The sequence below is a fragment of the Amycolatopsis sp. NPDC051128 genome (assembly GCF_040682715.1).
In the GTDB taxonomy this organism is placed as follows: domain Bacteria; phylum Actinomycetota; class Actinomycetes; order Mycobacteriales; family Pseudonocardiaceae; genus Amycolatopsis.
In genome coordinates this window covers 1-18201 of record NZ_JBFBBN010000071.1, presented here as the reverse complement: position 1 = coordinate 18201, position 18201 = coordinate 1, and the positions used below count along the sequence as shown (strand labels likewise).

Here is an 18201-nt window from a genome sequence, read left to right as displayed (position 1 = left end):
GCCCGGGCACACGTCCATGCCGTGGCCGCGGAATTCTCCATCGAAAAGATCGAAAAAATATGACGTGCGTGCGGCGGCGACCACGGGACCAACTCCGGAAAACGGCGAAAGAAAATCATCAACCAGCGCGGCCGGATTTTCGTCCGCCGCCTTCGCGCCAAAACGGAATCAGGTGGTTCGCCATCGCGAGGACCACCCCGGCCGCCACGCACGACCACCGGTCCGGCACCGGCTCGACCGCGCCGGCCGCCGCGCATCCGGCACTGCCCGCGGAGAGCGTGACCGCTCTGGACACCACCACCCACGACACCTTTCCGGCGCCGAAACATCCGCACGGCACTCCCGCCCGGCGCGTCCGCAGCAACGCCGCGTAACCGGCGAAAGCGCAGTACACCACGGCTTGCGCGGCGACCGGCAGGACCACCGCCGACGGGGCCGTGACCAGCGCGGCGAGCACCGCCACGCCCACCGCGAGCTCCGCGCCGGCGGTCGCCGCCGCCACGAACGCCGTCGACGCCGGCGGGAGCAGGCGGTGGGTGCGCAACACCGCCCGGTGCTCCCGCGGCCGCGCCGCGTGGGCCGCGCCGGCCGCGGTCAGGAGAATCGCCCCCGCCGCGGCCAGGACGGTCATTACCGGCGGCCAGAAAACGTTCATGGCCCCAATGTATTGGCTGACAAAAGTACCGTCCACGTTCGGACCAACCAGAAAACCGTTCCGAAACGATCGTGGCCACGGCCGAATCCGTCGGCTAGTGTCACGGGCGGATTCCCGGAATCGGAGGTCTCATGGCGACACAACGGTTGCGGTTGGTGGCGCCGAGCGGTGACCGGGTGATCGTGGACCTTCCCGCGGCGGCCCCGGTTTCCCACGTGGTGGCCGGGGTCCGCTTCGTCGGCGGCTCGTTCGGCACCGGGTTCCAGATCGGACCCCGCGGTTACCACGATTTCGCCTGCACGCACGTCGCGCCGGGCAAGACGCGCGAGCGCCTCGTCGTCCACGGCCGGGAAGTGGTCGTCGCCGAGGCGGACGACGGGCAGTCGTCCCTGGCCACCCTGATCGGCGCGTACCACGAGCTGATGACGGTGTACGCCGGACCGGCCCCCCACCGCGAGCGCGTGCTGGCCCTGTTCGGTTCGCTGCGGATCGAAGACCACGTCGGCGGCATGATCGTCGTCCCCCGCGCGGCGACGTTGCTGGACCCGGCGAACGAGCACTTCGTGGTCGTGGTGAAGGACCACGGTTCGCTGTCCATTCCCGCGCCGCGCCACGCCACGGCCTTGCTGCCGGAACACGCCGGCGCACCCACGAAACGGGGTGAGGTCTGGCGGTCCGATTCGGCGCGCTCGTTCGTCCTGGGGTGCCCGGCGGGGGCGGCCGAGGTCCACCTCGCGGACACGACGGTGACGACCGAGCGGCAGCGGCTCGACTGGCTGGACGAGATCGGTGTCACCTGGGACCAGGGCTGAGGAAGACGCCGATGACTTCGTCGATCGCGTTCGACCTCATCACCTGGGCGGCGATCATCCTGCTGTTCTTCGGCCTGGCGGCGGTTCTGCGCGAGGTCCGGCTGCTGCGCGGAGTGGTCGCCCGGGGCACGGACGGGTTCGTCGCCGTGCCCCCGGATCTGGCCCTCGGTCCGCGGTTCGCCGGGGACGGCGGGCGGATCGTGGCGGCGGTCGATTCCGGCTGTCCGCTGTGTCTCACGGTGGTCGAGCGGCTGGCCGAGCTCGGTGCGGAAGCGACGCTGCTGACCCACGAGCCGCTCACGACGTGGACGCACCTCGCCCGGGGACTGCCGGTGATCAGCGACGGCGAAGCGTGGCGTTCGGTCTCCCATCTTTCGCCGCCGGTGCTGATGCTGCTCGACGGGACCGGCCGCGTCCGCAGGATGCTGCTCCCGGCCCGGGCGGCCGAAGTGGACATCACCCTGGCCGACTGGGCCGGCCCGAAGTCAGGAGGCGATACCGGTGACGCTGACGTTGGCGCGAATTCCCGGCCATGACCGGCCCGCGCCGGGTGCCGTCGGCACCAGCGCTGGGAAGAAGCTGAAGGCCCGCACGCGAAGGACGTTCCTGCGGGCGGTGGCGCTCGGCGCGCTGACGATCGGCGCGACCGCGCTCGACTGGTCCGGGCTGTCCCGCACCAGGAAGGCGAACGCCGAGTTCGGCCCGTACGGCATGCCGGGCTTCGACCGCAACGACTGCCGCGACGCCTACCCCACCGGCTACGGCGAACTGCCCGACACCAGCGGCGCCTACGTCAGCACCTACGCCGCCTGCTTCGGCGGGTTCTGGCGGGGCAGTGGCTACTGCGAGGCGGGCTGGCACAAGTACGGCACCTGGAACGAGGGCGGCATCCAGGTCGACCATCAGCCCGTGGCCAACACCTGCGGCCAGTTCGTCGGCAAGAACGCGTGGCGGTGGACGACGCCCGACCTGAAGGTCTACCGCTGCTCGGACGGCTTCTCCACCTTCTGGGGCGGCGGGCACACCGGCCAGACGTACCTGACCATCTGCCGCGCCGCCCTGTGATGCCCAGGAATTCCCAGCGCCGGCGCCGGTGGCACCCGCTGACGATCGCCGCCGGCCTGGTGCTCGCCGCGGCCGGCGTGACCGCCGCGCTCGTGTTCGCCCGGCCGGGCTGGCTGCTGCCGAGCGCGTGGCTCGTGATGTGCGCGGCGGCGGGGTTCGCCACCAGCGGCTCCAGTTGAAGCCGGAACTCGGCCTTCGTGCTGAGCTCGCCGGTCTGGCGGGGTACTCCGACACTGGCGTTCTGCGCGGGACTGGTCTGCGGCGGCGCCCTGACCGCGTTCGTCCTCGTCGTGGTCGGCTCGCTGCTGCGCGCACCGCTACCCGCGGCACTCGGCTGGGCCGTGGTGGCCGTGGCGCTGGCCGCCGTACTGCTCCGGGAAACGGGCGTGTGGTCGTTCCGGCTGCCCGAAAACCGGCGGCTGGTGCCGGACACCGTGTTCCGCCTCGGCCGCCACCTCGGTCCGCTGCAGTTCGGCTTGGAGATGGGCACCGGCGCGCGCACCTACCTGCCCAGCGGGCTGCCCTACGTCGCCGCGATCGCGGTGGCTCTCACGGCTTCGGTGCCCGCGGCTCTGTGCGCCGGCGCCGGGTTCGGGATCGGCCGGGCGTTGATGACCACCGCGAACCTGCGGTACGACGCGGACAACGGCTGGGACGGCGAATGGTGGGCCCACGGCCGGAAGCTCAAGGTCCTGACCGGGGCCGCCTTCGTCGTCCCGCTCGCCACGATCGCCGTCACGGCGTCGTCTGGTACGCCCTGATCACCGTCTGGGTCACCGAGTTGCCGCCGGTGTCGCGGGCGGTGATCCGCAGCGACACGAACCCTTCGCCCGGCGGGTTGTGCACCACCGCGAGACCGCCGTTGCCGATGCGCGCGGCGGGCACCGACGTCCAGGTCGTGCCGTCGTCGCTGGACGTCTCGACCTTCAGCTCCGCCAACCGGAAGTCCCCCGCGCCCGGCTGTCGCTGCGCGCTCAGCGTGAGCACGAACGGCCGGCCGGCTGGTGCCCGGCTCTGGTCGTCGACCGCGCCCTCGGCCCGGACCACCATCAGCGGCAACGGGACCGCCGGCGCGGCCGGGCCCGGCTCGTGGAACGTCCACGCCACGTCCACTTCGGTGCCCACCACCGACCACGGCACGCTGCGCGTGGCGACGGCTCGCAGCGTGTAGGCGCCGGCGCCGTCCGGGATGGTGAACGCGCCGAAGACCGGGTTCCCGGTGGTGCCGAGCGCGACGCCGTCCCGCGACAGGGTCATCGTGCCGGTGAGGCCTCCCGGCGGCGAGGTGTACTGCTCTGGGTCGCTGCCCGAAACCAGCGGGATCGCGTACGTCAGCTGGTTCCCGGCGCGGAGCACACCCCAGCCGTCCTGTGGTGCGCCGAAGGCGGGACCGACCGGTGCCCGGTTCCACCCCGAGTGCTGCGGGCCGGGCCGGTAGTTGCGGTACGAGTAGTCGTTCTCCGCGTCGGTCAGCGGCTCCGGGTACACCGCCACGATGTGCTGCCAGCCGACCCCGGTCGTGTAGTACTCGGTGCGCCGGCTCGGCAACGCCTGCGGCACCAGCTGGTACGTGCCGCTGTCGGCACCCGGGAAACCGAAGGTGACGTCGTCGAGGCGCAGGCTCTGCGCCGGTTTGCCCTGGGTGTGGTAGCGGGCGTCGACCACCGCGAGGTCGCGGTCGCGCACCCGGAAGACCGGGTCGGCCGGGACGCGGCCGCGTTCGAGGAGCGCCAGCTGGTAGACGTACCCGTTCGGATCCACCCCCGGCGGCCGCGCGGCCAGGGTGGCCCGGAAGTACAGCGCGTAGGTGTGGTCGGTGACCGCGGCGTCCGAGCCGACCGCGTACAGCTCGTTGCCCGGCTGGGCGATCCAGGCGAGCGTGCTGGTGCGCGTCCCGCCCGGGTTTCCCGACACCAGGCCGAGTTCGCCACCCTGCGGCCGCGCGTCCGGGCGGTCGACCACCGCGCGCACGGGCTTTCCCGCCCGGGCGTCCAAAGTGAACGACACGTCGCCGGTCACCGGCCGGCCGGGCCGGGAGAACAGCGTCACCGCGGCCGGCCGGGTCTGGCCCGCCGGGTCGCCGGACACGTCGAAGGCGTTGAGGTCGTACCGCCCCTTGGGCACCCGCACCGCGGCCGTGCCGTCGGCGCGGAACGGGCGGACGCCGAAGGCGGCCCCGGTTTCCGTGTCGACCAACGTGGCGACGCCCGCGGTGAACCCGCCGTCCCGGCCGATCAGCCGCACGGTCACGGTGTAGCTCTCGCCCTCGAGGACGGCGCCGAGCGCCGTCTGCACGGTGATCCCGGGCGCCGTCGCGGTCAGCCTGCCACCGTACTGACCGGCGCCGCCCGCTTCCGTCCGGAGGGTGACACCGACGTCGGCGCTGCCGTGAGCGGGAACGACCACGGACGCCGCCGAGGGCGTGAACAGCCGCACCGGCCCGGGGCTGCCGTCCGGTCCCGTGGCGGTGGTGGCGAGCGCCAGGGTGACGGCCGCGTCGCCGTCGTTGCGGTAGGTCACCGTCTTCGTGACGGACTGGGTGCGGGGCCAGGGAAAGAAACCGTAGCTAAGGCTTCCGGTGGTGGCGGTGACCTGCTGGGTCACCGCGCGGCCCGCGTCCACCCGGCCCGCGCCCTGCTCGGCGACGCCGGCGGTGGGCTTGGCGGTGCTCGTCAGCGCGGTCTTGAGCCGGCCGGCGAGCCAGTCCGGGTGCCGCTGGAGCAGGAGCGCCGCCGAGCCGGCGACGTGCGGCGCCGCCATGGATGTGCCGGAAAGCCTGGTGTAGGCGGCATCGACCGGAGCGGTGTCGCCGTCGCGGGTGCCCGCGGCCCTGGCCGAGACGATGCCCTCGCCGGGCGCGGCGATGTCGGGCTTCACCGCGTGGTCGCCGAGCCGGAAACCCCGGTTGGAGAACGGGCTCGTGGTGTCCTGGGCGGACACGCTGCCGACCGCGAGCGCCGCGTCCGCCGCGGCGGGCGCGACGACCGGCCCGGGTTCGGGCAGGTCGATCGAACGGTCGTTGCCCGCCGGGGCGACGAACAGGGTGCCGTACCGGCCGGTGAGCGCGTTCACCGCCTGGGACACCGGATCCGTGCCGTCGGTCGCGTCGCCGCCGAAGCTCATGTTGACCACGCGCGCCTGGGGCGCGATCCACTCCATGCCGGCGATCACCGCGGACTCCGGGCAGCCGTGTTCGACGCAGACCTTGCCGCTGACCAGCCGCGCGTCCGGTGCCACGCCGCGGTAGCGGCCGCCTGAGGCGGCGCCCGTTCCGGCGATGATGCCGGCGACGTGCGTGCCGTGCCCGAGGTCGTCGCCCCCGTCCGGCCTGGTCCCGGTGAAGTCCTTCGCCGCCACGACTTTGCCGGCCAGGTCCGGGTGGTCGGCCTTGACGCCGGTGTCGAGCACGCCGACCGTCACCCCGCTGCCCGTGTAGCCCGCCTGCCAGGCGGCCGGGCCGCCGATCTGCGGCACGCTGACGTCGAGGGCGGGCGTGGCCAGGCCGTCCAGCCACACGACTTCGGCCCGCGGCGAAGAGGACGGCCCGGTGAGCCACTTCCAGAACTCCGTGCCACGGCGCCTGTCCTGGCGCAGGGCCGTGCCGTGCACGCTCGGCAGGGCGCGGACGGTCGTGGTGGCGGGCGGCGCATCGACGGGAGCCGTCGCGGCCGAGTACGTCACGATCAGCGGGAGGCTCGCCGCGGAGTCGGCGAGGTGTTGCCTCAGCAGCTCGGAAACGTTGAACAGCCGGGGATCCACCCGGCCGGCCGCCACCAGCGGGAGCGCGTCCGACGGCACCACGGTGATGTCGCCGCCGCGGCCCCCGGTGCCGGTGGTCGTGTCGCGGAAGAAGCCGATCCCGGCACGGCCGGGCCCCGGTTCGACCGCCACCGCGGCCGCACCGCGGTGGTTCGGCAGGACCCGCACCCGGTCCCCCGTGACGAGCGTGACCGTCTGCCCGGGATCGCCGGACGCCGGTGGGGCGGCGGCCGCCGCCGGCACGGGAAGCGAGGAACTCGCCGCCAGGACGGCGACCACCGCGGCCGCCACCGCCTTCCGCTGGTGCTGCATGTCAGAACCCCTCAGTGAGAACGGTCCCCCCGGATCGTTTTCCACGCGCCCCCGCGATGCCCGTTTCCCAGTCGCTCGGCGAGCGGGTCCTGTTACCGGAGTCAGGCCGGTTCGACGTCGAGCGGGAGGCGCTTGACGCTGACGATCACCGCCGGGTTCTGGAATTCGACCCGGTCGTCGGGGGCGACGGCGAGGTCCCGGTAGCGCTCGAAGAGGACTTCGAACGCCACCCGGCCTTCGAGCCGGGCCAGCGGGGCGCCGAAACAGAAGTGGATCCCGTGCCCGAAGGTGAGGTGCGGGTTCGGGCTGCGGCGCGCGTCGAATTCTTCGGGCCGGTCGAAACTCGCGGGGTCGCGGTTGGCCGCGCCGAGGTCGGCCATCACGATCGAGTTCGCCGGAATGGCGCAGCCGCCCAGTTCGACCTCCGTCGTCGTCCGCCGCCCCAGTTCGGGGAACGGCGGCAGCATCCGGAGCACCTCCTCCAGCGCGGCCGGCAGCCCGGCGGGTTCGGCCCGCAACGCGGCCGCGGCGTGCGGGTTCCGGTCGAAGCTGACCACGGCGTTGCCCAGCAGCGCGGTCGTCGTGATGTGCCCGGCGATCAGCAGCAGCGCCACGAAACCCACGATCTCCTGGTCCTCGAGCCGCTCGCCGTCGAACTCGGCGGCCACCAGCCTGCTGGTGAGCCCGTCGCCGGGATGCGCGCGGTGCTGCCGGATGTGGTCGAGCAGGTAGGCGTTCATCTCGCGGATGGTGGGAGCGATGGCGTCCAGCGCGCGCTGGATGTCTTCCATGTCGGCCGACTCCCCCAGCTGGTCCCCGCTGAACAGCACCCGCGCCCACCGGGTGAACAGCGGCCGGTCCGCGACCGGGACGCCGAGCAGTTCGGCGATCACGATGATGGGCAGCGGGTAGGCGAGCGCGTCGACGACGTCGATCCGGGACGCGCCGCCGACCTCGTCGAGCAGTTCGCCGGCGATGGCGCGGATGCGGGGTTCGAGCCCGGCCACCACGCGCGGGGTGAACGCCTGGGTGACCAGCGTCCGCAGTTTGCGGTGGTTCGGCGGGTCCATCCCGACGAAGTTGCCCTTGCGGAAGGCTTCGAAGTCCTCCTGCACCGGGGTGAGCCCGCTGAAGTCCGACGAGAACGTGGCGGGGTCGGACAGCACCCGCGAGACGGTGGGGTGGTCGAGCACCCGCCAGATCCCCCGCTCCTCGTCGTGGTACACCGGTCCGCCGCGCTCGCGCAGCTCGGCCGCGCGCGCCAGGAGGTCTTCGAAGGCGAAGCTCAGATCGCGGGCGCCTGACAGGTTCTGGGTCATGGCTTGGTCTCCTCGGTCGTCGATCCGTCGGAGTGCGGGGCCGACGGCGGCCCCGGCGGTTCGTGGTGCGGGCCGCCCACCGGCTGCGGTTCGGCCGGCCCGGCGGTGAGGGCGTCGGCGCGGGGGAACCGGCGCAGGGTGGGGCTGCAGGTGACGACCACGGTCACGAGCGCGATCCCCGCCGTGCACAGCACGACGGCGCCGGCGCCGGGCACGGCCTGCACCAGCAGACCGCCGAAGGCGGGCCCGGTCGCGGCGGACACCCCGCCGATCACGCCCATCACGCTGGTCAGCCGGCCGCGCAGCCGGTCGGGCGTGAGCAGCAGCTGGTAGGTCCCGATCGTCGTGTTGGCGGTCGGCGGGAGCAGGGCCATGGCGACGAACAGGGCGCCCATGAGGTAGCCATCGTGGATGACGATCGCGAGCGGGGTGAGCAGGGTGAGCACCCAGAACACGCTCATGATCGACGCGTACGGGCTGAGCCGCCGCTGCAGGTACGGCGCGACGAGCGAGCCCGCCACCCCGCCGACGCCGAGCATCGCGGCCATCACGCCGATCTCGCCCGAGGAGATGCCCCGGTCCTTGGCCAGGACGATGATGACGAGGTAGTAGGCGCTGAAGAAGAAGTTCAGGCTCACCGCGCACAGCACGGTGACGCGCACGTGCCGTTCCCCCCACACCCAGCGCAGTCCCTCGGCCATCTCCCGGCCCAGGTGCCGGTCTTCGGGCGGCACGGGCTCGTGGCGCGGTGCCCGGACGAAGCACAGCGCGACGAACGAGAGCGCGTGGGCGAGCACGTCGAACGCGAACGGGACGGCCCGCCCGATGCCGTACAGGAACCCGCCGACCGCGGTGCCCGACAGCTGGCCGAGCGCGCCGCGCGCCGAGTTCATCGCGACCGCGGTGGGCAGCTGGGCCGCGGGCACGATCCGGGCCAGGGTCGCGCCTTCGGCCGGGCCGAACAGCGAGCGGCAGCAGCCCATGACCGCCGCGACGACGACGAGCTGGGCCACGCTGACGACGTTCCACCAGATGGCCGCCACCAGGCTCGCCACCGTCAGCGAGTAGACGGCCTCGCACGCGAGCATGATCTTCTTGCGGTTCCAGCGGTCCGCCAGCGCGCCGGCGGGCAGCCCGGCGACCAGCTGAGCCATCGCGTCCACGCCGAGCACCAGCCCGGACAGCGCGGGCGAGCCGGTCACCGCGAGCACCAGCAGCGGCAGCGCGATGACCGACGCGCTGAAACCGGCCTCCGACAGCGCCTGGCTGCCCCACAGCAGCCGGTAGTCCCGGTTCCGGGAGAGCGGCCGGGTCACCGCCGGCCGGCCCGGCTGTCGGCGGCGATCTGCCGCAGGGCGTCGGCGAAGTCCCCGGCCACCGCCTCGACGGTCCGCCGGTCGTGGCGGCCCGGCTGGTGGATCAGCGAGAACACCAGCTCGCCGTCCTGGACCGCGCCGACCAGGTCGAGCAGGTGCGGGCGGTGCTCGGCCGGGTCGTGGTCGTGGCCGAGCGAACCGTGGAGGGCGGCGTACAGGCTGTCGGACGCCGCCGGGCCGGCGGCCCCGGAGCCGTCCCACTGGCCGAGGTAGTTGAACGAGATTCCGGGCTGGGGCCCGGATTCGGTGAGCCGCTCCCGGACGTCCGGGGGGCCGAGGTGGCGCAGCGCGCCGTAGCCGAACCCGTTGCCCGGCACGGCCCGCAGCTGCTTGCGGACCGACTTGACCAGCGTCCGCCAGTCCGGCCGGTCGACACTGTCGGCACTGTCGACAGTGAGTGCGACCGGGTACAGGGTGGTGAACCAGCCGACGGTCCGGGTCAGGTCGACGTCGTCGAGGACGTCCTCACGGCCGTGGCCCTCCAGGGCGATCGACACGCCCGCGCGGCCGGTCCACCGCGCCAGTGCCCAGGCCAGCGCCGTGAGCAGGACGTCGTTGACGCGGGTGCGGTACGCCGCGGGCGCCGACCGCAGCAGGGCGTTGGTGTCCTGCGCGTCGAGCACCACGGTGACCTCCGCCGTGCCCGTGCCGCCGGGCTCGCCGTCGTGGTCCACCGGCAGGGCGCCCGAGCCGGGAAGACCGGTCCAGTACGCCACTTCGTCGTCGAACCCGCCGGCGCGGACGTGCTCGGCGAGCCGGTGCGACCAGTCCCGGAACGACGTCGTCCGCGGGCCGAGGTCGATCGGGGCGTGCCGGGCGGCCTGCCGGTAGGCGGTGTCGAGGTCGTCGAGCAGGATGCGCCAGGAGACCGCGTCGACCACGACGTGGTGCGCCGCCAGGAACAGCCGCGGCCGCCACGCCGGTTCGGCGGTGACCAGCGCCGCCGCGAGCAGCGGGCCGCGGGTCAGGTCGAAGCCCGCGTGGACTTCGTCGGCGATCCGTTCCAGCGCGGCCGGCCGCTCGGCCTCGGCGACCGCGGTCAGGTCGTGGTGACGCGGGGCGGGTGCCGGGTCGAGCCCGGCGTTGTGCTGCCGCCAGCCGCCGTCGGTCCGCTCGAACCGCATCCGCAGGGCGTCGTGGTGGGCCCACACCGCGGCCAGGGCCTGCTCGAGGGCGGCGACGTCGAAGCCGGGGGCCAGCTCGACCAGCATGGACTGGTTGAAGTGGTGCGGGTTGACGGTGTGGGTGGCGAAGAACCAGTCCTGGATGGGGGTCAGCGGCACCGGCCCCACCACCAGCCGGCCGGGTTCCGCCGCGCCTGGCACGTCAGACACCGCGGTCGCCCGCGGCGCGAGCGCGGCGATGGTCTGGTGCAGGAACATGTCCTTCGTGGTCAGCCGCAGCCCGGCCTGCCTCGCCCGGGACACGACCTGCATGCTGAGGATGGAATCGCCGCCCAGTTCGAAGAAGTTGTCCTCGGTGCCGACCCGGTCCAGGCCCAGCACCTGGGCCCAGACCTCGGCCAGCACGCGCTCGGCGGGCGTGACCGGTTCGACGTGGCAGGCGGCGGGCTCGGCCGCGGCGGTGACCACCGGCAGGGCCCGCCGGTCGACCTTGCCGCTCGGGCCGAGCGGGAGGGCGGGCAGCGGCTGGAACGCCGACGGCACGAGGTGGCCGGGCAGCGACCGGCCGAGGAACTCGCGCAGGCCGGCGGCGCCGGGCGGGTCGGCCGGGGACGCCGCGACGAAGCAGGCGACCAGGCGCTTGTGCCCGGAGCCGTCCTGCTGCACGGCGGCGACGGCCTCGGTGACGTCCGGGTGGCGCAGCAGCGCCGACTCGACCTCGCCCAGCTCGATCCGGAAGCCGCGGACCTTGACCTGGTCGTCGGCCCGGCCGGTGAACTCGAGCTGCCCGCCCGCGGTCCAGCGGACGACGTCGCCGGTGCGGTACATCCGCTCCCCCGGGGCGCCGAACGGGTTGGCCGGGAACCGGTCGGCGGTCAGGCCCGGCCGGTCGAGGTAGCCGCGGGCCAGGCTCGGCCCCGCGACGTACAGCTCACCCGCCACCCCGATCGGGACCGGCGTGAGCGCGTCGTCGAGCACGTAGACGCGGGTGTTCGGGATCGGCCGGCCGATGGGCGGCGCCGTCCCGGGGGTGAGCGGCTCGCTCCAGGTCGCGACGACCGTCGATTCGGTGGGGCCGTAGGCGTTGATCATCCGCCGGCCGGGGGCCCAGCGGTCCACCAGCTCCGCGGGGCAGGCGTCGCCGCCCACGACGAGGGTGCGCAGGTGCGGCAGGGCCACGGCCGGGACGGTGGCCAGCGCGGCGGGCGGGATCAGGGCGTGGCTGATTTCGTGCCTGGCCAGGAACTCGGCGAGGGGCTCCCCCAGCAGGGGCTCGGGCGGGACCACCACGAGCGCCGCGCCGGCGGGCAGGGCCAGGCACAGCTCGAGCACCGCGGCGTCGAAGCTCGGTGAGGAGTAGGCCAGGACGCGGTCGCCCTCGCCGACGCGCAGGTGCTCGGCCTCCGCTTCGGCGAAGCTCGCCAGCCCGGCGTGGGTGACGACCACGCCCTTGGGGCGGCCGGTCGAGCCGGACGTGTAGATCACGTACGCGGGGTTGCCCGGCCGAGGCGGTGCCGGCAGGTCCCCCGGGTCCGCGGCGAGCGCGGCCGGATCGTCCAGCGAGAGCACCGGGATGCCGTCCGGGACCGGCGGGGCGAGGGCGTCGAGCGTGAGCACCAGGGCCGGGCGGGCGTCGGCGAGCATGAAGGTGATGCGTTCGAGGGGGTAGGTCGGGTCCACCGGCAGGAACGCCGCGCCCGTCTTCAGGACGGCGAGCTGCGCGACGAGGATGTCCACCGAGCGGGGCAGGGCCAGCGCCACGATCCGCTCGGGGCCGATGCCGTGCCCGGCGAGCACCCGGGCCAGCCGTTCGGCGCGGGCGTCGAGCTCGCCGTAGGTGAGGGTGCCGTGCTCGTCCGAGACGACCGCGATCGCGTCCGGAGTCCGCCGGGCCCTGGCCTCGACGCGTTCGGGCAGCGTGCCCGGCCCCACCTCGCGGCCGGTGTCGTTCCAGGCGCCGAGCAGCCGGCGGCGTTCGGCCGCGCCGAGCAGCGGCAGCCGCGCCAGCGGCCGGGCGGGGTTCTCGGCGATGCCCGCGAGCAGGACGCTCAGGTGCTCGGCGAGGCGGTCGATCGTCTCGCCGTCGAACAGGTCGGTGTTGTAGGTCAGGGCGGCGCGCAGCGCTTCCCCGTCCGGCTGGAACTCGATGGTGAGGTCGAAGTTCGCCGCCGTCGCGGGCTGCGCGACGTCCTCGGTCTCGATGCCGGGCAGCCGGGCCGGTTCCCGCGGCGCGTTCTGCAGCACGACCATCGCCTGGAACAGCGGGGTGCGGCTGGGGTCACGGCCGGGCTGGACGGCGTCGACGACGCGGTCGAACGGCAGATCCTGGTGGTCGAACGCGGCCCGGACGCCGGCGCTGACCTCGTCGAGGAACTCGGTGAAGTGCAGGCCCGGGCGGACCCGGGACCGCAGGACCAGGGTGTTGACGAAGAACCCGACGAGGCTCTCGAGTTCGGCGCGCTCGCGGCCGGAGGTGACCGTGCCGACGGCCACGTCGTCCTGGCCGGACCAGCGGCCGAGCAGCACCTGGCAGGCGGCGACGAGGGTGGTGAACAGGGTCGTCTCCCGCTGCCTGCTCACCTGCTCGAGCCGGGCGGTCACCGCCGCCGGGACGACCAGCTCCCGGGTCGCGCCGCTGGTGGTGCGCACCGGCGGCCGGGGCCGGTCGGTGGGCAGCTCCAGGGGCGCGAGGTCGCGCAGCCGCTCGGTCCAGTAGGCGACCTGGCCGGCGAGCACCCGCTCGGCGAGCAGGCCGCGTTGCCACGCGGCGAAGTCCGCGTACTGCACGGGCAGCGGCGGCAGGTCCGCCGGCTCGCCGCGCAGCGCGGCGGTGTAGCGGAGGCTGATCTCTTCCGCGATGAGCCCGTTCGACCAGCCGTCGGTGACGATGTGGTGCACGGTCAGGGCGAGCACGTGCTCCCGCGCGGCCAGCCGGATCAGCTTCACCCGCAGCAGCGGGCCTTCGCGGAGGTCGAACGGCTGCTCGCCGTCGGCGCGCAGGACTTCGGCGAGCGCCGCCTCCCGGGCGCCGTCGGGGCGGCCGGTCAGGTCGGTGACCGGCACCGGCACCGGGGCCGGCGGGTGCACGACCTGGACACCGTTCCCGTCGACCGAGGCGAACGTGGTGCGCAGCGGCTCGTGCCGCGCCACCAGGCCGGTGAAGGCCTCGGCGAGCGCGTCGACGACCAGCTCGCCGCGCAGGCGCACGGCCGTGCTGGTGACGTACTCGGTGCCGCCGGGCTCGAACTCGTCGAGGAACCACAGCCGCTGCTGGGCGAAGGACTGGGGCAGCTCGTGGTCGCGGGGCACGGCGGGGATCGGGTCGGCGGCGGTGCGGGCCACGCCGACGGTGCCGATCGCGGCGGCGAGCCGGGCGACCGTCGGGTGGGCGAACACCGCCCGCGGGGACATCGACACGGCGAACTCGGCCAGCAGCCGCGAAACGAGCCGGATGCTGAGGATCGAGTCACCGCCGAGCTCGAAGAAGTTGTCCTGCCTGCCGACCCGCTCGGCCCCGAGCAGCCGCTGCCAGATTTCGGCGACGGCCCGTTCGGTGGCGGTGGCGGGCGGGACGTACGCGCGCCGCGGGGCGGGCGGGCCGTCCGGCGCGGGCAGCGCGCGGCGGTCGACCTTTCCGTTGCGGTTCAACGGAAGGGCGTCCAGGACGGTGACGACCGCGGGCACCATGTACTCGGGCAGGGTCTCGGCGGCGTGCGCGCGCAGCTCGCCCGGGTCGGCGGCGCGGCCGGGCGCGGCGACGACGTGGGCGACCAGGCGCCGGGTGCCGGCGGGGTCGGTGTGCACCGTCGCGATCGCCTGCCCGACCGCCGGGTGGGCGGCCAGCACGGCTTCGACCTCGGCGGGTTCGATCCGGAACCCGCGCAGCTTGACCTGGTCGTCGGACCGGCCGAGGAACACCAGTTCGCCGTCCGCGCCGCGCCGGACGACGTCGCCGGTCCGGTACATCCGCTCCCCCGGCGCGCCGAACGGGTCGGCGACGAAGCGGTCGGCGGTCGGGCCCGGGCGGCCGAGGTAGCCGCGCGCCAGGCCGGGTCCGGCGAGGCACAGCTCGCCGGGCGCCCCCGGCGGCAACGGGCGCAGGGCCTGGTCCAGCACGTAGGCGCGGACGCCGTCGAGCGGGCGGCCGATGGGGACCGGCTCGGGCACGGCGGCGGTGCCGGGCATCCGGAAGGAGGTGGCGAAGGTGGTGGTTTCGGTGGGGCCGTAGCCGTCGACCACGACGAGGCCGGGGCAGGCGGCCTGGACGGCGCGCACCGCGGCCGGCGGGACGACGTCCCCGCCGGTCCACACCTCGCGCAGGCCGCGCAGGGCGTCCGGGGCGTCCTGGGCGAGCAGGCGGAACAGCCCCGCGGTCAGCCACACCGCCGTCACACCGTGCGTGGACACCGCGCGCCGCAACGATTCCACGGTCAGGTCGGGGGTGCCGGCCGGCACCACGGCGCCACCGCCGAGCAACGGGACCCACAGTTCGAAGGTGGAGGCGTCGAAGGCCAGCGGCGAGTGGGCCAGCACCCGGGTGCAGGCGCCGCCGGTGAACCGGCTGTCCTGGGCCAGCGCGGTGACGTCGCGGTGGCACACCGCGACGCCCTTGGGGACGCCGGTGGATCCCGACGTGTACATGACGTAGGCGAGGTTGCCGGGGTCGGCGGTACGGTCCGGCGCGGACGGCGCCCGCTGCTCGCCGACCGTCAACGTAGGTCCACTGTGGACGGTCTCGGCCGTCGTCACCCAGGTCGCGCCGGCCACCACGACCGGCGCCGCGGCCTCGGCGAGCACGGCCCGCAGCCGCTCGTGCGGGGCCCGGGTGTCCAGCGGCACGTAGGCCGCGCCCGCCTTGAGCACGGCGAGCTCGGCGACGACGTGGTCCACGGACGGCTCGAGCAGCAGGCCGACGCGGTCCTCCGGGAGGACCCCCAGCTCCACCAGCCGGTGCGCCAGGTGGTTCGCCCGCTCGTCGAGCTCGGCGTAGGTCAGGGTCCGGTCGACGGCGAGCACCGCGGGAGCCGACGGCGTGCGGGCCGCCTGGGCGGCGAACAACGCGGTCACCGTGGCGGCGGGCGCGGCCGCGCCGGGACCGTGGGCGTCGGCGAGCACCTGGGCGCGTTCGGCGCCGTCGACCCACGGCACCCGCGCCAGCGGGCGGGCGGGATCGGCGGTGACGGCGTCGAGCAGCAGGCACAGCCGGTCGGTCATCGCCGTGATCGAGGCGGCGTCGAACAGGGCCGGATCGTAGGCGAGGTCGAGGACGAGGCTGTCGTCCAGGGACGCGCGCAGGCACAGCGGGAAGTTGGTGGCGTCCGCCGAAGTGACCGCGAGGACCCGGGGCGCGCCCGTGGTGGCCGGCTCGCTGATCGGGTAGTTCTCGAACACCACCATGCTGTCGAACAGGTTCTGCCCGGCGGCCACGTCGCTGAGCGGCCGCAGCCGGCCCAGCGACACGAAGTCGTGGTCGCGGGCATCGCTTTGCGCCGCCTGCAGTTCCTTCAACCACCGTCCGACCGGCCGCGTGCCGTCGACGCGGACGCGGGTGGGGATGGTGTTGATGAACATGCCGATCATGGTTTCGACGCCGGCCAGGTCGGCCGGGCGGCCCGAGACGGTCGTGCCGAACACCACGTCCCGGTCGCCGGAGAGCATCGACAGCAGCAGCGCCCAAACGCCCTGCACGACGGTGTTGACGGTGAGGCCGTGGGTGCGGGCGAACTCCCGCAGCCGCAGCGTCGTTGCCGGGGCGGGCTCCGTCCGGACCGAGTCGGTGGACCGGGACCGGTGGGCTTCGGCGGGCGGGCGGTCGTAGGGCAACGCGGTCGGAGCGTCGAAGCCGGCCAGGGTGGCCCGCCAGAACTCGTCGGCGCGTGCCTGGTCCCGTTCCGCCAGCCAGCCGAGGTAGTCCCGGTAGGGGCGGCGGGTGACCAGGGCCGGCCGGGTGCCGGCGACCGTCGCGGCGTACTGCTCGCAGGCCTCGGCGAAGACCTGGGCGGAGCTCCAGCCGTCGAGCAGGACGTGGTGGGAGGTCCACACCAGCTCCACCTCGTCGCCGGGCAGCGCGGCGATCGCGAGCCGGGTCAGCGGTGCCCGCCCCAGGTCGAAGGGGACGGCGCGGTCGGCCTCGACCACCGACCGGACGGCGGCCTCCCGCGCCGCCGGGTCGAGGTCGCGGAAATCGTGGTGGGTGACCGGCAGCTTGGCCGTGCGGTCCACCACCTGGACGGGTTCTTCGACGCCCGTCAGGACCAGCCGGGTGCGCAGCACCGGGGTGCGGTCGACCACCCGTTGCCAGGCCGCGGCGAGGCCTGCCGGATCGGCGATCCCGGCCAGGCGCACGCGAACCTGCTCGAAGTAGGCCGGGGAGTCGCCGTCGAGCAGGGTGTGGAACACCATGCCGGCCTGCAGCGGCGTCAGCGGGTAGAGGTCCTCGACGCCGCGGCCGTCGCCGGCCACGGCGTCCAGTTCGGCCTGGCTCAGCCGGGCGAGCGGGAAGTCGGCGGGAGTGCGGCCGCCCGCCCCGGGGCCGGCGCAGTGCGCGACGATCTCGCGCAGCGCCTCGGTGAGCTGCTCGGCGAGCCCCCGGACGGTGCTTTCGTGGTGCACCTCGGGTGAATAGGTCCACGCCAGTTCGAGCCTGCCGTCGTCGACGATGCCCACGACGTCGAGCAGGTGACTGCGCGACCGCCGCGGGTCCACGTCAGCACCCAGGTCGCCGCCCCAGGCTCGGTACAGCCCGCCCGGCTCGGCGCCGCCGGCGCTCCACTGGCCGTGGTAGTTCAGCGAGATCTGCGGAACGGGACCGTCGCGCAGGGGCGAGCCCGGCGTCAGCTGCCGCAGCGCGCCGTAGCCGATCCCCTTGCCGGGCACGGCCCGCAGCTGCTCCTTGACCGACTTCAGCGTCGTTCCCCAGTCTTCGGCGGCCGGGATGGTGAGCGCGACCGGGTACTCGGCGGTGAACCAGCCGACCGTGCGGGAGAGGTCGAGGTCCTCGAAGAGCTCCTCCCGGCCGTGTCCCTCCAGCGCGAGCAGGACCCGCTCACGTCCGGTCCAGCGGGCCAGCACCCGGCCGAGCGCGCTGAGCAGGACGTCGTTGACCTGCGTGCGGTAGACCTCGGGAACCTGGTGCAGCAGGGCGTCGGTGGTGCCGGTGTCCAGGCGGACCGTGACCGTGCGGGCGTGGCCGGCGGTGGTGTCCCCCGCCGCGTCCACGGGGAGGTCCGCGACGACGCCGTCGAGCACTTCGGCCCAGTACGGCAGTTCGGCGTCGAAGGCGCCCGCGCGGGCGTGCCCGGCGAGGCGGTCCGCCCAGCGCAGGTAGCTCGCGGGCGCCGGACCGAGGTCGACCGGCCGGCCCGCGGCCGCCTGGCGGCAGGCGGTTTCCAGGTCGTCGAACAGGATTCGCCACGACACGCCGTCGACCACCAGGTGGTGGACGACCAAAAGCAGGCGGGGCGGCCGCTGCCCGGACGTGACCAGCACGGCCGCGACGAGCGGACCGCCCTCGACCCTCAGCGTGGCGCGGGCTTCGGCCGCGGCGGTGCGCATCGCCGCGGCGACTTCCGCTGGTCCGTGAATGTCGCATTGAGGGAAAACGGCAGCACGCCGAGCTTCTGCCCGTCTTCGCGCACGACCGTGCTGCGCGGCGGCAGCTCGCCGGAGACGTAGGCCGCCTTGAGCCCGCGCTGCCCACGATGATCCACGAGCGGGGGACGGACGGCACTCCCGCCATCGCGGTGGTGCCGACCGTCATGGTCACGCACCCGTAGGTGA

General features: G+C 74.3%; 11 protein-coding genes. 5 read left to right on the top strand and 6 right to left on the bottom strand.

All coding sequences use genetic code 11. From position 1 onward, the window contains the following. Window positions 1–118: 118 nt before the first annotated feature. On the bottom strand, window positions 119–655 hold the full coding sequence (locus AB0M82_RS42280) for a MauE/DoxX family redox-associated membrane protein (protein WP_364734820.1): 537 nt from the start codon (window positions 653–655) through the stop codon (window positions 119–121). A gap of 131 nt (window positions 656–786) precedes the next feature. Here AB0M82_RS42280 and AB0M82_RS42275 point away from each other — a divergent pair, with 131 nt between their 5' ends. Genes AB0M82_RS42275 through AB0M82_RS42255 form a run of 5 tightly spaced genes read left to right on the top strand, consistent with a single transcriptional unit; the run spans window position 787 to window position 3293 of the window. Continuing rightward, window positions 787–1467 carry a hypothetical protein gene (locus tag AB0M82_RS42275; protein ID WP_364734818.1) on the top strand — a complete coding sequence of 227 codons (681 nt, stop codon included), beginning with the start codon at window positions 787–789 and terminating at the stop codon, window positions 1465–1467. Between the two features lie 11 nt (window positions 1468–1478). Next, window positions 1479–2003 (top strand): hypothetical protein, encoded by a 525-nt coding sequence (locus AB0M82_RS42270; RefSeq protein WP_364734816.1) that lies wholly within the window; start codon window positions 1479–1481, stop codon window positions 2001–2003. Next, window positions 1969–2532, top strand: coding sequence for a hypothetical protein (locus AB0M82_RS42265; protein WP_364734815.1), 564 nt, complete (start codon window positions 1969–1971; stop codon window positions 2530–2532). Before AB0M82_RS42270 ends, AB0M82_RS42265 begins: the two co-directional genes overlap by 35 nt. Next, on the top strand, window positions 2532–2711 hold the full coding sequence (locus AB0M82_RS42260) for a hypothetical protein (RefSeq protein ID WP_364734813.1): 180 nt from the start codon (window positions 2532–2534) through the stop codon (window positions 2709–2711). The genes AB0M82_RS42265 and AB0M82_RS42260 overlap by 1 nt, the downstream gene beginning before the upstream one ends. Window positions 2712–2729: 18 nt before the next feature. Then, window positions 2730–3293 (top strand): hypothetical protein, encoded by a 564-nt coding sequence (locus AB0M82_RS42255; protein WP_364734812.1) that lies wholly within the window; start codon window positions 2730–2732, stop codon window positions 3291–3293. Here AB0M82_RS42255 and AB0M82_RS42250 read toward each other — a convergent pair. From AB0M82_RS42250 to AB0M82_RS42230, 5 genes are all read right to left on the bottom strand, one after another. After that, complete coding sequence (locus tag AB0M82_RS42250) at window positions 3268–6603, bottom strand: S8 family serine peptidase (protein ID WP_364734810.1); 3336 nt, start codon at window positions 6601–6603, stop codon at window positions 3268–3270. The two genes, AB0M82_RS42255 and AB0M82_RS42250, sit on opposite strands and share 26 nt — an antisense overlap. Window positions 6604–6704: 101 nt before the next feature. Next, complete coding sequence (locus tag AB0M82_RS42245; RefSeq protein WP_364734808.1) at window positions 6705–7922, bottom strand: cytochrome P450; 1218 nt, start codon at window positions 7920–7922, stop codon at window positions 6705–6707. Further along, window positions 7919–9238, bottom strand: coding sequence for an MFS transporter (locus tag AB0M82_RS42240; protein WP_364734806.1), 1320 nt, complete (start codon window positions 9236–9238; stop codon window positions 7919–7921). The genes AB0M82_RS42245 and AB0M82_RS42240 overlap by 4 nt, the downstream gene beginning before the upstream one ends. Further along, window positions 9235–17976, bottom strand: coding sequence for an amino acid adenylation domain-containing protein (locus AB0M82_RS42235; protein WP_364734804.1), 8742 nt, complete (start codon window positions 17974–17976; stop codon window positions 9235–9237). The genes AB0M82_RS42240 and AB0M82_RS42235 overlap by 4 nt, the downstream gene beginning before the upstream one ends. Continuing rightward, window positions 17940–18201 (bottom strand): hypothetical protein (locus AB0M82_RS42230; protein WP_364734802.1); only part of this gene is annotated, 262 nt, incomplete at its 5' end. The genes AB0M82_RS42235 and AB0M82_RS42230, both read right to left, overlap by 37 nt.